At 40.7% G+C, this 15881-nt stretch carries 14 protein-coding genes; 1 reads left to right on the plus strand and 13 read right to left on the minus strand.

All coding sequences use genetic code 11. The features are described 5' to 3' along the window. The 5 genes from IEX12_RS06535 to IEX12_RS06555 all read right to left on the minus strand — a co-directional run. Positions 1-253: thiamine pyrophosphate-binding protein (locus IEX12_RS06535; protein ID WP_286170958.1), on the minus strand; the 253-nt coding region annotated here is incomplete at its 3' end. Positions 254-285: 32 nt separating this feature from the next. Continuing rightward, positions 286-1227 (minus strand): selenium metabolism-associated LysR family transcriptional regulator, encoded by a 942-nt coding sequence (locus IEX12_RS06540; protein ID WP_188724806.1) that lies wholly within the window; start codon positions 1225-1227, stop codon positions 286-288. 65 nt (positions 1228-1292) lie between these two features. Further along, positions 1293-2648 (minus strand): aminotransferase, encoded by a 1356-nt coding sequence (locus IEX12_RS06545; protein WP_188724849.1) that lies wholly within the window; start codon positions 2646-2648, stop codon positions 1293-1295. Positions 2649-2801: 153 nt separating this feature from the next. Then, complete coding sequence (ald, locus tag IEX12_RS06550) at positions 2802-3938, minus strand: alanine dehydrogenase (RefSeq protein WP_188724850.1); 1137 nt, start codon at positions 3936-3938, stop codon at positions 2802-2804. Positions 3939-4137: 199 nt separating this feature from the next. Further along, entirely contained in the window at positions 4138-4860 is a 723-nt protein-coding gene (locus IEX12_RS06555; RefSeq protein WP_102414900.1) for a GntR family transcriptional regulator, read from the minus strand. Positions 4861-5064: 204 nt separating this feature from the next. Here IEX12_RS06555 and IEX12_RS06560 point away from each other — a divergent pair, with 204 nt between their 5' ends. After that, positions 5065-6399 (plus strand): short-chain fatty acid transporter, encoded by a 1335-nt coding sequence (locus IEX12_RS06560; protein WP_088052900.1) that lies wholly within the window; start codon positions 5065-5067, stop codon positions 6397-6399. Between the two features lie 45 nt (positions 6400-6444). Here IEX12_RS06560 and IEX12_RS06565 read toward each other — a convergent pair whose 3' ends face one another. The 8 genes from IEX12_RS06565 to IEX12_RS06600 all read right to left on the minus strand — a co-directional run bounded on the left by IEX12_RS06565 (position 6445) and on the right by IEX12_RS06600 (position 15443). Further along, positions 6445-7368, minus strand: coding sequence for a DMT family transporter (locus IEX12_RS06565; RefSeq protein WP_102414899.1), 924 nt, complete (start codon positions 7366-7368; stop codon positions 6445-6447). A 108-nt stretch (positions 7369-7476) separates the two neighbouring features. Continuing rightward, positions 7477-7716 (minus strand): hypothetical protein, encoded by a 240-nt coding sequence (locus tag IEX12_RS06570; RefSeq protein WP_102414898.1) that lies wholly within the window; start codon positions 7714-7716, stop codon positions 7477-7479. A gap of 231 nt (positions 7717-7947) precedes the next feature. Beyond that, positions 7948-9459 (minus strand): tripartite tricarboxylate transporter permease, encoded by a 1512-nt coding sequence (locus tag IEX12_RS06575; protein ID WP_102414897.1) that lies wholly within the window; start codon positions 9457-9459, stop codon positions 7948-7950. Positions 9460-9495: 36 nt separating this feature from the next. Then, positions 9496-9948 (minus strand): tripartite tricarboxylate transporter TctB family protein, encoded by a 453-nt coding sequence (locus IEX12_RS06580; protein WP_155555008.1) that lies wholly within the window; start codon positions 9946-9948, stop codon positions 9496-9498. Between the two features lie 63 nt (positions 9949-10011). After that, a complete protein-coding gene (locus tag IEX12_RS06585; protein ID WP_155555012.1) occupies positions 10012-10995 on the minus strand; it encodes a tripartite tricarboxylate transporter substrate binding protein in 984 nt (327 codons plus the stop codon). A 218-nt stretch (positions 10996-11213) separates the two neighbouring features. Next, complete coding sequence (locus IEX12_RS06590; protein ID WP_155555007.1) at positions 11214-11900, minus strand: response regulator; 687 nt, start codon at positions 11898-11900, stop codon at positions 11214-11216. 1 nt (position 11901) lies between these two features. Beyond that, a complete protein-coding gene (locus tag IEX12_RS06595) occupies positions 11902-13488 on the minus strand; it encodes an ATP-binding protein (RefSeq protein WP_155555006.1) in 1587 nt (528 codons plus the stop codon). A 218-nt stretch (positions 13489-13706) separates the two neighbouring features. Beyond that, a complete protein-coding gene (locus IEX12_RS06600) occupies positions 13707-15443 on the minus strand; it encodes a TcaA 3rd/4th domain-containing protein (protein WP_155555005.1) in 1737 nt (578 codons plus the stop codon). Positions 15444-15881 lie beyond the last annotated feature (438 nt).

The raw sequence follows: 15881 nt of genomic DNA on the forward strand, positions 1-15881 counted from the left end.
CAATGACCCCGGCAGTTCCGGAAACACGTTCATACGCATCTGCCATATGACCGGCACTTTGTTCATGACGAACAGGGATAAAGCGAATTCCAGCTGTTGGGAATAGGTCCAACATATCCATAAAGGCAGAGCCAACAATTCCATACACCTCTTTGACATTTTCTGCGACAAGCGTTTCGACGATTGCCTCACTTGGTGTCATTTTTACTTTTTGCCTTGTTGCATTTTTTACTTCTACTTGTTGTTTTACCATGATAACATTCCTCCCTCAAATTTATGAATCTATCACCAATTACTTGTTGGCAGATGGATTAATGTGCCAACCTCCTCCTTTTCCTGAATAATCATCCGCATTTCTTCTATAAAAAGCTCAGTAGTTGACTTTAAAACATGTCCTTTACGAAATGCGATATAAAAATAACGGTAGAAATTTATGCTTTTGACATGATGAGCCTTCAGCAGTTTTAACTTTTCCTCTTTCTTAATCGCATTTTTGGAAATAAAGGAGACACCAAGCCCAGATTCTACCGCCGCCTTTATCGCTTCGGTACTGCCTAACTCCATGACAATCGTTAATTCATCAAGCTTAAGCCCCGCTTTTTGCAAATAATGCTGTACAACTTCACGCGTCCCGGATCCTTTTTCTCGAACAATAAGCGGTATTCCCTTTAATTTATCGGGTGAAATTTTCAGTTCATGATTGGGAAAGTAATCCGGTGCCGCTATCAAAACGAGTTCATCCTCTAAAATAGGTTCCATATTAATATGTGGATCCTCAATTGGCGTTTCGATTAGACCTACATCGATTCGTTGATCCTTAATGTTAGTAACAATGTTATGAGAATTGGTGATCTCTACACTCATTTGAATCAATGGGTGCGTCTCTTTAAATCGTTTTAAAAACTCCGGAAGTATATACTCCCCAACTGTTAAACTGCACCCCATTCGTAAATCACCGCTAACCGTTTTCTCCATCTGTAAAATTTCCTTCTGTGCTGAATCACTTAGAAGAATGATCTCTTTGGCGTATTTTAATAAAACGTGTGCCGACTGTGTCATTGCTACCTTCTTTGTCGTGCGTTCAAATAATTTCGTGTTTAGTTCTTCCTCCAGTGCCTTTACTTGTGAGGTAATCGTTGGTTGTGTAACATACAATATCTTTGCTGCTTCAGAAAAGCTCTTCTTTTCGGCTACGGCAATAAATGTCTTTAACCGTTCGTAATTCATATCTATTACCTTCCCATCCAACTCCTGTTTACTCCAGCTTGGCAGCATGTGAATCAGGTTTTAATCTAGATACTGCGAATCACCGACTCAACTGTTTCCACAACAAAATTCAAATCCGCTTCCGTACTTGTCAGCGGTGGCGCGATAATGAGAACATTATTTTGCCCTGGCACCGTATCGCCATTTTTACCGATGATTAAGCCTTTTTCTTTACACTTGCCGACGATTTCCCCCATTTTCGCCTCGTCAAGTGGTACTTTCGATTGCTTATCCGTTACCATTTCCAAACCTAGTAAAAAACCGACCTGCCTAACTTCCCCAACATTTTCATGATCCATTAATGCATGAAGTTTTCCGAGTTTTGCTTTCCCTAATTCATGAACCCGCTCGACTATATTTTCCTTTTCGATAATCTCGATATTTTTTAGTGCAACGGCACATGCAGCTGGGTGTCCACCATATGTTGAAACGTGGCGGAAATGATTATCTTTTCCAGTTTGTTTGAACACATCATAGATTTCCGATTTAACTGCTGTTGCGCCTAACGGCAGGTAACCACTCGTTAACCCTTTGGCCATCGTCACAATATCAGGCTGAACCCCTTCAGCATGCATGAATCCGAACATTTTCCCTGTTCTGCCGTACCCGGAAACAACTTCATCCATAATCAACAGGACATTGTGTTTTTTACAAATCTCCGCTACACGCTGGATATACTTTGGGAATGGGATAATAACACCGCCGCCGGAGATGAATGGTTCCATAATAAATGCAGCTACAGTTTCTTCCCCTTCCCAATTAATCATTTCCTCCAGCATTTGCGCAGCTTTTAAATCTGACTCTTCCGGATCCCCGCCAAAAATAGAGCGATAGCTGTACGGCGGGTAAACGTGTAAAAACCCTGGTGCCCCTGGATCATATTTGACGCGACGATTCGCCTGTGCTGTTGCACTTAAAGCTCCAAGCGTTGATCCATGGTAAGCCCGATAACGCGAGATGAATTTGTATTTACCCTGATTTCCGGTTTGATTATGATATTGCCGGACAATTTTAAACGCTGTTTCATTTGCCTCCGACCCACTATTGGAGAAAAACGTTTGATAATCGCCCCCTAATAACTGACTAATCTTTCCTGCTAGCTCAACTGCGGGCGGATGGTTCATCGTCAACGGAAAATAGGTTAGCTTCCTCATTTGCTCGGCCGCCGCATCCGCAATTTCCTGCCGCCCGTAACCTAGATTCAAACACCATAGCCCGGATACACCATCAAGATATTTTTTGCCATCCGCATCAACAAACCATGATCCTTCACCAGATACTGCCATCATGTCCTGTGCATCCGGATTATAACGATGCATAGCATTCCATAAATGGGATGTTGTTTTCTCCGCAACATGACTCATTTCAACTTCTGCCTTCATCATTATCTGCCCCCATTTCATTTATTAAAAAAACCCCTTTGAAGCTGGTAATCCTTGTGAAGCGTCTCCCAGAATTGGATTGCTGTCTACCATTGGACGATGTTATCCTCATTTGATGCAACCCTTCCATGGACAGGTTGCAATCTACTGAATCTAATAAGTAGAAACCGGCTTTTCCGTTAAAACAGAAGTCAATGACCGATATGGTAATTTGTGTGTATCACTAACTTTTTCATGCGTTACATAACCGTTATACGTGTTCACACCTTTGGCAAAAGCTTCATTCGTTTCAGCCGCCTTCTGTAACCCATGATTAGCTAGAAAAACACCGTACTGACTTGTATTATTTGTCAGGGATAAGGTCGATGTCCGTGACACAGCGCCAGGCATATTCGCTACAGCGTAATGCAGTACACCATGTTTCAAATAGACTGGTTCATCATGTGTGGTAATGCGATCAACTGTCTCAATCGATCCGCCCTGGTCTACCGCAACATCAATAATGACCGATCCATTGGACATTTCTTTCACCATATCTTCTGAGACGAGTTGTGGTGCTTTAGCCCCCGGTATCAATACTGCACCAACTAATAAATCCGCCTGTCTGACTGCTTCTCTTATATTCAATGGATTGGACATAACGGTTGCGACAGCTCCGCCAAATAAGTCATCAAGTTCTCTTAGCCGTTTTGCATTAATATCAATGATCGTCACATTAGCCCGCAGTCCGATCGCCATTTTTGCAGCATTTGTCCCTACCATACCACCACCGACAATCACTACATGAGCCGGCCTAACACCTGGAACCCCACTAAGCAAAATGCCTTTTCCACCTTGATTTTTTTCTAAAAATTGTGCACCAATTTGTATGGCCATCCGTCCGGCAACCTCACTCATCGGTGCTAAAAGCGGCAGGGAACCATCTTTATTCTGGATTGTTTCATAGGCAATCGCCGTCACTTTCTTCTCGACAAGCCGACGGGTTAATTCCGGTTCAGCTGCCAAATGCAGATATGTGAATAAAATCAACCCTTCTCGTAAATATGCATATTCTTCCGGCTGTGGCTCCTTCACCTTCATTACCATCTCTGCAGCCCAAGCATCACGTGCTTTTGCAACAATTTCTGCACCCACCGCCTTGTATTCTTCATCAACGAAACCGCTTTCATTACCTGCCAGGGTCTCCACTAATACACGATGTCCCGCGTCAACAAACGCTGTCACGCCTGATGGGGTTAGCGCAACTCGATTTTCATTGTTTTTAACTTCACGAGGAACCCCAATTATCATAATCATCACTCCATTCTCCCCAAAAATAACCACTACAACAAGCTACATACAGATCGCGACGTCCGTACCAGTTGTAGCAGGTTTATATTAAGTATATTCCAGAACGTAAATAAATTTCAAACGTTTTTATTTAATTCTGATATTCAGAAATTAAATGAGTCTTATTGGAATAACTTATAAATGGGGTTCCACTATTGATCTAGCCGAATTTGCGTGATAAATTAATTTTAAATCTGTACATATCACTCCGATAATATGCTTCTTCCATCTCAATCACATTGCCTCCCTGATCTTTTATAATCCGCTCGGCGATCAGTACATTTTTATTTGCGGGAACGTCCAAGTAATCTTGATCCTCCGGTAATAGTTGTCCGCTCGTAATCGTCTGGTCTGCCTCAGCAAACTGAATTCCCAATTCATTTTCAACCAAATCATAAAGTGTTGCGTTATCCAGGTCATACTTAATTAATTTTTTCCCTATTACAATTGGATAATAATGCCGTTCCACTCCGATTGCAATATCATCGGCATATCGGATTCGTTTGATGAAATAAGCCTCCTTAAAACCAGTCTGCTGCTGAATATACGCCGATGGTGTTGTAAGATAATGCGTAATAAGCCTTGCCCCGGGTTTCATTCCCATATAGCGAATCGTTTCGGTTGTACTGCTTAAATTTCCCAGCCAATCATGAATTGGCTTCAATGAGACAAACGTCCCCTTCCCGTGTCGCTTTTCCAATATCCCCTCTCGGACTAAAAGGTTGATAGCTTCACGGACGGTACTGCGGCTAATGCTATATTCCTCCATAAATTGGCGCTCACTTGGAATCTGGTCAGAAAGGATTCCTTCAGCTACTTGGTTTTCAATGATTTCTTTTAGCTGGATATGTAGTGGTATCGAATTTGTGTGGTCAAGTTGCACGTTAGACTTCCTCTTTTCTTAAGGTTTTTATTACAGGATAGCAAAGACGACGGGAAAGTAAAGGGGAACAGTTTTGTTTTAATATACTATTTCTTTCTCCCCACTGACAAGCATACACTAAAAATATATTCCAATTTAATGAATCCTTTGCTATTATATTTTTCATAATCATTTTCACATCTACGGAGAAGGGGGAGAAAGCTTTTGAAAGCAATCACATCTTTTTTTGACCGGTTGGTGCAGCGCTTTTTACCTGATGCATTTTTGTTTGCCATCATTTTAACGTTTGTTGTGTTTTTATTGGGTATTTTCTTTACGGACAACTCACCCATCGATATGGTTGAATATTGGGGAACGGGCTTCTGGGATTTACTGGCTTTTGCGATGCAGATGTCGTTAATCGTCGTGACCGGTTATATTTTGGCAAATACACCTATTATTAAAAATTTCCTGTCCAAATTAAGCCGTCTGGCAAACACACCGGAGCAAGCAATTTTAGCAGTTACGTTCATTGCATCTATTGCTTGTTTGATCAATTATGGGTTTGGACTTGTTGTTGGGGCATTGTACGCCATTCATGTTGCCAAGCGGGTTCCGACGGTGGATTATCGGGTATTGATGGCTAGCTCGTACAGTGGGTTTTTGCTGTGGCATGGCGGTCTATCCGGTTCGATTCCATTGTTAATTGCAACACCTGGGCATTTTTTAGAGGACACAATGGGAGTCATTCCCGTTTCGGAGACGTTATTCAGTGGCTTCAACATCTTCATTGTATTGGTCCTTCTATTCACCTTGCCGTTTTTGAACCGGTTTTTGATGAAATCCAGAGATCCACTCCAAAATACGGATGCATCTCTTTGGCAGCCTGAAGCAGTTACGGAAAATGAGTCAGAAGATGTAATAGAAAAGGAAAAGCTGACACCCGCTGAACGCTTGGAAAACAGCCAAACCATTTCTATCATTACCGGGATACTCGGGCTATGCTTTGTGATCTATTATTTTGTAGAGAACGGATTTGATCTAAATATTAACATTGTCAATTTTATCTTTCTATTTTTAGGGATTATTTTTCACAAAACACCGCGCCGCTTTTTAAACAGTGTGACAGGTGCGGTGAAAAATGCTGGCGGGATCATTGTTCAATTCCCGTTTTATGCCGGTATTATGGGTATGATGGTCACCTCCGGATTATCAGAACAAATGTCACTATGGTTTGTTAGTATTTCCAATGAAACGACCTTGCCACTGTTCACCTTTATCAGTGCAGGTATCGTCAACTTTTTCGTTCCATCAGGCGGTGGACAATGGGCAGTTCAGGGGCCTATTATGATTCCAGCTGCACTTGAAATCGGCGCCGACACTGCAAAAACAGCCATGGCGGTTGCTTGGGGGGATGCCTGGACGAATATGATTCAGCCATTCTGGGCGTTACCACTGCTTGCCATCGCTGGTTTAAAAGTGCGCGATATCATGGGATTTTGTGTGATGATTTTGATTTACAGTTTTATCCCGATCGCTATCGGTCTATTATTCTTTTAACAGAAAAAAGTCCTCGGAAGCAATTGCTTGCGGGGATTTTTTACACTATTTCACGTTCCATTTGCTTGTCACTTGAGCAATGATGATCCCAACGATTATCAAAACCGATCCAGTTATAACGCCAACGGACATTGTTTCATCGATAATGAGACTGCTAAACAACAGGCCAAATATCGGGACGAGCAATGTTGAGATTGTGGCTGTTACCATATCGATCAAACTTAAAATAAGAAACCAAACCGTAAAACATAGTGCCGAAGCTAGTATTCCCGTAAATAAAATATAGTAGATACTATGTACGTTTAAATCCACTGGGTGGTTCCATTCTGTAAATACGGTTGCAATAATTATTCCGATTGTGCCGAAAAGCATTTGATAGGCATTGGTCTCAACCTTGGGCAAATGCTGAAGCTTAATCCGGTAATACACATTGGAAACCGCCCATGAAACTGCCGCAATAATAATAAGTAATTCTCCAAAGATGACACTTATATCCTGTCCGATCCAAATATCCCAGCCTAATATGGTTAGGAGTCCAATCATCCCAATCAATAACCCGATAAATTTTGCTGATGTTAATTTTTCACTAAGGAATTTCGCGGCTAACAGGCTGCTCCACATCGGCATTGAGTACAATAATACGGACGATTTACCCGCATCAACAAACCGAAGCCCGTACATAACAAAAAGAAAAACGATGGATGTCTGTAAAATCCCCAGAATAATAAGCTGTTTCCAATATTGTTTAAGCGGAAAACCCTTTTTGGACAGCCAAACGATCATCAATAACACAATGGAACCAGTGCCAAACCGGAATGCTGAAAAGGTAAACGGACCCATATAGGCAAGCACTTCCTTCATTAGAATCCATGCATATCCCCAAAGAATCGTGACAGTTAGAATCAGTCCCCACAGGATGGCTTTGTTTTTTTGCAATATAGCGGTAAATGAATTGGTTTGATGTTGCATGTTGGTCCTCCCTTGATGGTAATTTTTATGCATGTTATCAATTTAAGGATAGCAAATTAATTGACCAAAAAAAATAAGCCTGCCCATGACACGCTTTAGTTAATTGCTTTACGACTGATTGGTTTGGCTATTCTTTTCCAAAAGTTTATCGATGACGGTGGTAACGTCCCGGTCAATATTGCGAATGTCACGCTGTAAACCGCTTAAACCGAGTCCTATATCATTTATTCTCATTTCTATATCCGTAACATGTTCATCTAAACGATATCCGCTTGTTTGGATATCTTTCACTTCGTCCGACATATCAGTAATCGTCTTCAGCAAACTGTCAATCATTTCCTTATTCAACGAATCCCTCCCTTATCCGTGGTTATCGTAACATTCAGGCATGTGCCTCACAAGTGCCTTTGGAACGAATCCCATTTTTTCGGGTGGGTATATTTGTCTAGTTGAACGTTCAGGAATTTACGAGTTGTTTATCCCCCGCCTTTCACGTTTTTGGTTTACTTACGCTTAGAGGTGGGGGATTACAGTCCGTTACTGCGTGATAAAAGATTTGTACTTTATCCAATCGGATCCCTAGGCACTTTGGTCATTTTCTGCTGGCGCTTTCTTCTTTGGTTTTCGACTTTTCATAATTGGCACCAAAAACGCCAAGAAAGCAACAAGCAGCATGACAGCTGCAATCGGACTGGTTACAAAAATGGAAAGACTTCCATTGGAAATGGTCAATGATTGCCTGAAAGCCTGTTCCATCATGCCTCCTAGTATAAATGCAAGTAACAGTGGTGCAGCTGGAAATTGAATCAGCCTCATGACATAGCCAAGAATGCCAAATGCCAACAGAAGGTAAAGATCAAACGTGCTAAAGCTGATGGCATAAACCCCAATAATACAAAATACAATCACCAGTGAAATCAACAACTGTCTAGGTACAAGCAGAATCCGGGAAATGTACGGAATTAGCGGCAGGTTCAGGATAAGTAATAGAATGTTGCCGATATACATACTCGCAATAACCCCCCAGAAAATATCTGGATGATCGGTCATCAACAACGGCCCTGGCTGAATACCTAGTACAATCAAAGCACCGAGCATAACAGCAGTTGTCCCCGAACCAGGAATGCCGAGGCTTAGCAATGGAACGAACGCACCACTTGATGCAGCATTATTAGCTGATTCTGGAGCTGCAACCCCTCTAATTGCACCTTTTCCAAATTCCTCGGGATTTTTAGAAAGTTTCTTTTCCGTTATATAGGCGAGAAAGGAAGAAATTGTACCTCCCGCACCGGGTAAAACACCAACAAGGAATCCTAGAACAGATTGCCTCCCCATTGTAGGAGTCAATTCTTTCGCTTCCTTTTTTGAAAGTTTTAAACTCCCAATGTTATGCATGTCGCTTGCTTTCTCTTTTCTATTTTTAATAAGCGATGCTACTTCGGCAAGAGCGAACAAACCAAGTGCGATCACAAGAAAGTCAATTCCTTCTAGCAAATGCGGGTTACCAAATGTAAAACGAGGTGTGCCGGTTTGTGCATCAATACCAATTGTGGCAATCATGAGACCGATGGTACCCGAAATTAACGCTTTAATCGTTGACCCTTCGGAAAGACTGGCTATCGCAGTTAACCCTAAAAGCATCAAGGCGAAATATTCCGGCGGTCCAAACGAAACCGCTACCTTGGATAAAAGTGGAGCTAAAAATGTCAAAAAAATGATACTGATCGTTCCACCTACGAATGATCCGATTGCGGCAATCGCAAGTGCTTTCCCTGCATGTCCTTGTTTTGCCAGTGGATAGCCGTCGAATGTTGTCGCTACGGCTTCAGAAACACCGGGTGCATTCAGCAAAATCGACGATGCCGCCCCACCGTATGCGGCACCGTAATAGACCCCAGCCATTAACAACAGGGCAATTGCAGGATCCATTCCATATGTTATCGGGATCATGACGGCAATTGCGGTAATCGGACCAAGTCCTGGTATCATACCGATAACCGTACCAACAATGACGCCGATTAAGACAAACGTTAATCCTTGTAAGCTTAAAGCTATTTGAAATCCTTGGGCAAGTCCGCTAAATACGTCCATGTTGTAACCTCCTCTAGTGCAAATCCAAAATTTTCATTATAGTGGTAAAATTCCCATCGGCAGCTGAATCTGCAAAAACTTATCAAACAGCAAGAATATTAATGTAGGAAGTATAATGGAAACAATCGCATTAACCGTATGTTTTTTATAACCAAGAAACCAGGAACAGAGAAAGAGAAATAATACGGTCATAATAATAAAACCAATAACTTCCAGCAAAGCAATATAAAGAATGATAAAACAGATTACCCCCAGAATGACTGGCAGTTCACTTTTCAGGATATGTTCTTTATTTTCTTGTTGTTCCTGATCTTTTATAAAATAGAGCATTCCGGACAATAACAATAAAATAACGCCAAGTCCGATTGGTACAATATCACTATCAATCGGAACGTAGGCATAAGCCGGCAGCCGGAAGCTTAATACAAGATAAAAAATAGCTATGAGAATTAAAATAATAGAAACCTTTTTATTCATTGTTTGAAACATACATACACGCCCTTTCTAAAAGGCAGAGCCAATGACCAAAATCATTGGCTTACCATCTTATTCCTACTTTGCAAGTCCTAACTCATCAAGCAATCCTTTAATGTCTTCTTTTTGTTCATCTAAAAATGTCTTGTATTCTTCACTGTCCATATACATTTCGTCCCATCCATATTTCTCGCGGACTTCGGAGAATTCATCAGAATCACTTAATTCCTTGAATTTTTCTTCATAATATTTTACTGCTGCTTGATCCATATTTGGCGGTCCAAAGAATCCACGCCAGTTAACGAATGTAGCGTCTATTCCCTGTTCCTTCGCTGTAGGGAAGTCAGAGAGAACATCTCCCTCCAGGCGTTCTTCGGAAGTAACGCCCAAAACTTTAATTTTGCCGGCTTTCACTTGTTCTACCGTCTCTGCAACGCCAGTTGAATAAACATCCACACTGCCATTTAATAAAGCAGTTAATGCTCCACCATCCTGATCAGATACGTATTTGATTTTTGTTATATCAACTCCGGCAGCTTTGGCAATTTTAATGAACTGAATATGATCCATGCTGCCTGGAGATGATGCCCCAACGACGGTAATACTTGATGGATCCTTTTTCATATCATCGAATAACTCATTCAAGTTATCCCATTTCGCATCAGCCGCAACTGCAAATGCAGCATAGTCAGCAATTACGTTGGCAAGCGGTGTAAAATCTTCATGCCCATATTCGGATTGTCCATTTAAAGGTACTAATAAGATCGGTGGTGAAGAAACAAATAAATTATATGGACTGCCATCTTTCCCGGCAGTGTAAGCCCAGCCTACTGCACCACCACCGCCTTCTTTATTCACTACGCCAATATCCTGGTCGATAATACCAGCTTCATTAAATATTTTAGCTGTCATTCTGGCGGTTGTATCCCAGCCGCCGCCTGCCCCGGATGGAGCGACAATTTCAATCGGCTTTTCTGGTTTCCACTCACCGGAGTCACCCTGGTCATCTGATGAGCCGCTAGCATTTTTGTCTCCACTTGAACATGCGGTAGCGACGACCATTAACAAGATTAGGATAAATAAAGATAATCGCTTTTTCACTACAAATTCCCCCTTGTTCTATTTTTACAATGATTCAGATCATTGCTAGTCCCATTAATTTTAATCCAATCCCCCTATCATGTAATCGTTTTCAAAATAATGGACAATAAGAATTTTTTGCGTATTTTGTTTATTTTGTTCACGCGCAAAAATGCACAAAAAAACATCTTGATATACTATCAAGATGTTTTTGAAGCCATATGATACCTTCGCTCTGGCCTGCCAACAATTCCATATTCCAGTTCAGCAGTGCATGTGCCAATCGAAATTAAGTATTCCAAATACCGTCTGGCTGTCGTTCGGGACACACCTACTTCCATTCCCATTTCCTCAGCAGTAATTCCGCCATTCAGCTTTGGTAATATCTCTTGAATCTTGTTTAATGTCAATGGATCAATTCCTTTTGGGGTTTTTTTCACATTTGGATTCTCTAAGGAAGCATGTCCAAAATAATCATCCAAAAAGGATTGATCTACCTCCGAACTTGCATCCAATCTTCTTTTTGTCTGTTTGTATTTTTCAATTGTTTCCATGAATCGATCCATTTTTACTGGTTTGATAATGTAATCAAACACGCCACTCCGAATTGCATCTTCAACTATTTGTTTATCTGTTGCAGCAGAAATCATGATAATATCAACCTCTGGATTGACATTACGAATATCACGAATAAGGTTTGTCCCTAATTTATCAGGCATATATATATCTAAAAGTACCAAATCAACCGTTTTTTTACGTATAAGTTGTAGCGTTTCTTTTCCGGTTAATGCTTTACCGACAACATGAAGTCCAGTCAGTTTAGCAAGAAATTCCTCATGGATCCCCGCTACACGGTAATCGTCTTCTGCTATAATAACATTTATCATTTTACCTTCCCCCCACTTTTTTAGGTATAAAAACAGAGAAAACTGCCCCACCATCAGGCTGGTTATGAACAACAATGGATCCTTTCAATTCGTCCACAATTTCCTTGACAGATGCCAATCCATAACCCCGATCAAATTTTCCCTTTGTCGAGAAACCTGTCTCGAAAATGTTTGCAATGGTGTCTTCCGGAATTCCTCTTCCATTATCAGCTATTTCAAAAATGATGTCTTCTCCCAAATCTGTTGTAAAAAAGGTAACATGTTTTGTTTCGTTAGCTTCCACTGCCTCCATCGCATTATCGATTAAATTCCCTAAAATTGTAATTAACTTTACCATATCAATCTGTTTTGGAACTATATCTAACGAGCTGTTATCGTCAATGGTAAAGCTTATTTTCTTCTCAGAAGCTTTGCTGATTTTTCCTAAAAGAATAGCCTGAACCGTTTTGTCCTGGATTTGTTCAAAAACTACTTTATTCTGATTTAAATGCAATGCTGATTCTTTTTGGATGAGTTCGATTGCTTCGGCATAATGTCCTAACTGCAAAAGCCCGGATAAAACATATAATTTATTGGTAAATTCATGTGTCTGTGCCCGCAAATCCTCCGAATATTTCCGGACATCTGATAAAGCATTCAACATTTCGTTTACTTCCGTTTTATCACGGAAACTGGCAACAACGCCCACCACTTTACCATTCTCAATAATAGGAGTTCGATTAACTATAATCTCTCTATCTTTCAAAGCCATTTCTTCGTCCTTTTTTAATTCCCCGGTCTGCAATACTTGGTACATTTCCGTATTCGGAATGATCTCCTCTATTTTCTTAAACTTAATGTCGTGATGTAAGGAAAGAATCTTCCTTGCCGATGGATTCATCATGGAAATGTAGCCATCCTTATCAATAGCAATTATACCTTCTTTGATCGATTGTAAAATCGCATTCCGGTCCCTATATAATGAAGCGATTTCATATGGTTCAAGGCCGAGTGTATCTTTTCGGATATTGCGAGCCAACAGCACTCCGCCAATAATGCCAAAAACCAATACAAGCAATGCTACACTACTAATTTTCAGCAGTTTCTTCAAAACGATCACTTTAATATCTTCTACCATAAAGCCAACCGAAACAATCCCGATAATGTTACCTTGACCATTGAAAATCGGTGCCTTTCCACGTAAAGCGGGACCTAAACTCCCTGTCGCTTTTGATGTGTAATATTGGCCATGCACCAGGGCTTTCGCATTGTCCCCGCCCACCATATGTTTTCCTAGCTTACTTTCATCTGGATGTGCGTACCGAATACTGTCTGCATTTCCGACTACAATATATTCAGCACCCACTTTCTTCCTGATTTTTTCCACTAATGGCTGAATGACTGCCGCGGGATCATCTAATTCAAATGCTTCTCTCACGGTAGGCATAAATGAAACAGCTGTCGCAACATTTAATGCTCGTTTGCCGATATTTTCTTCTGTTTCTTCCGATTCTATATAGGAAATGATACCTGCCAGCAAAATGGTGACAAACAAAATCAGTGATGTAATTAACCCTAAAATTTTCGTTTGCAAACTAACCCGTTTCATTGTTGTATATGACCTCTCTCTGAAACTATCATTTAAAACTTATCATAGTAGTTTGTTAATTATAAGATGATGATACTAAAAACACGAGCGAAACAAGTACCTGTGCCTTATTTTTCTTTCAGGAAAAGCAATCTTACTTCGCTTTGGCAGATAATCGATAATGCAAAAAACGCCCAAGCCAAATTAATAGCCTGAGCGTAGGATGCCAGACAATGAACCTATTTCAGCCATGCAGATGTAAAAACTTTTGGAGCTTTCTCCCGATATTCGACCATTTTATCGGCTTTCATTGATCCAGCCCATCCGATGTTGTTCACTTTCCATTGCTCACTGTCCTTGTCATATACTAATTCATAACCATATTCCTCGGAAACTTTCTCAAGTTTAGGTTTATCGTCTCCATACCAGGTATCCTCTTCAAAAATCGTAACCGTATCAACTTTTGCGGTCCATCCGTCTCCAAAGTTTGTCAGCTTAAATGAATCCGTATCGAAGTCAACGCCGATAAATTTGCCTTTATAATACTGATCGGCTTCTTTTGCATTCTTGGCATCATCAACAATATTAGTTGCCAGATCTGCGGTTACAGTTGTTAATTTCTTTTTATCGGCAGTTGTAGTCGCTGCTAAATATTCTTGATTAAACTTGATGATCGTGTCCTTCATTGTTTCTTTCAGTTCATCACTTGTCTTAAATTCAACATCAAGAGAACTCGATTCAATCGGTATATCCTCCGTTTTCATTGTGCCCCAAGGAAATTTTGCTTCAAATGATGCCGTCATAGAACCATCCGCCAGCACGGGGCCGAACGTACTCTCTTCAACTATGTTCACTCCCGTATCTTCGCCATTAATGTAAAGTTTTACATTATCAAGCTCCATATCGTACGGTAAATAGAATGTAACGTCGTCCCCTTCAATATAAAGCTCTACATTGTCAGAATAATTCGGGTCGAAGTTGGTGCTTTCTGCTTCAGCAGTCAACTCAACAAATTCACCTTTGTATTTGGCGGTAAACTTATACGTACCTGGAAGAAACGGACCCACTTCCTTCTTGAAATCATCCTTATCCGATGTCGCAATAACCTCTCCATTTAACATAATATCGGTATGCTTGTAGTTTGTAGAAACCTCAAAGTAAACGGGACTTACTTGTATACTGTAATTATCATAGATCAAGAACTTCTTGCCATCTTCCACTAGATTAAGGGCGTAAGTGTATCCGTCATCACTAGCCTTGGCCAGTTTCGAATTTTTATCGAATTGCTTTACCTGACCTTTCAAATGATCCATCGTGTAAGCAAATTCACTCGGATTTTCTGAATAGTAATTAATGAAACCTTCAACCGATTTTTTATTGATTTTGATCTTTTTACTGTCTGCCTTTAAAAGATCGGCAACGGTTTCCGCATCTTTCTTCGTGATGGCCTCTTCAAATTTCTCAACCATCTTTTCTTTGGAAGTCATGGATGCCCCTACCTGGTAAGTAACAATTAATAATACAATAACTGCCCCCGCGACGGCCATTAAGATCTTGGATTTTTTGGACAACTTTTTACCTGATGGTTGGCCAGTTGTTTTTTTGGAAGCACCCAGACCACCTGATTTTGACTGGTTGGACTGCGCTGGTTGATTAGACTGCTGTGCCGGTTGTTCAAGTGACTGGTTTGGCTGATCCGGTTGTTCAGGCTGCTGGACTGGCTTTTGCCCAAGACCACCTTGCTTTTCGTTTACTTCCTGAACGTTTTCTATAGCAGATTGCCCATTATGCTGAGGTGTTTCCTGATTTGTTTGTTTTTCAGAATCCGGTATGTACGAATCCTTTTCCTTTTGCTCTTCGTTACCCTCAGGGACTTCCTTATTAGGCTGACTGCCATTTGTTAAATCCTGTCCGCAGTGCTTGCAAAACTTCGCATTATCAGAAATCTCCCCTCCACAATGCTTACAAAACTTCATAAAATTCCTCCTTGCTTTTTCCTTTATATAAAAAAATGCGATAGTGCAATTATACTATATTACGGAATGAATTGGTTGTAATATTTTGATAAAAAGTCAAATGATGCTTAAGACCTGAAAACGGTGCTGAATTAGGTTTGTTCGTGAGGAAGAGGGTTTATTTGGCATTTAAGCCTGAAACGGAATGTTTTGGATGTAGTTTTAACTGAGGAAGCATTAAAGTAAACTGTTTCTTGTATGCGGAGGAGACGCTTTAATTAGAAATACGGAAGCAAATACCCTGGAAGAATTACAGGCAGCATAGATTCCGGCCATTCTTTGTTTATCACTGAGAAGAATGGTATCAGCAAGATAGCACCCTTGAACAAGCTTCTATCCAAGGCGCAGAAAAACCATCCACAGCGGAACTATTTCTGTCCAAATCTGGGGGAATACTGT

Origin of the sequence: Lentibacillus populi (assembly GCA_014642895.1) — a bacterium.
Classification (GTDB): domain Bacteria; phylum Bacillota; class Bacilli; order Bacillales; family Amphibacillaceae; genus Lentibacillus_C; species Lentibacillus_C populi.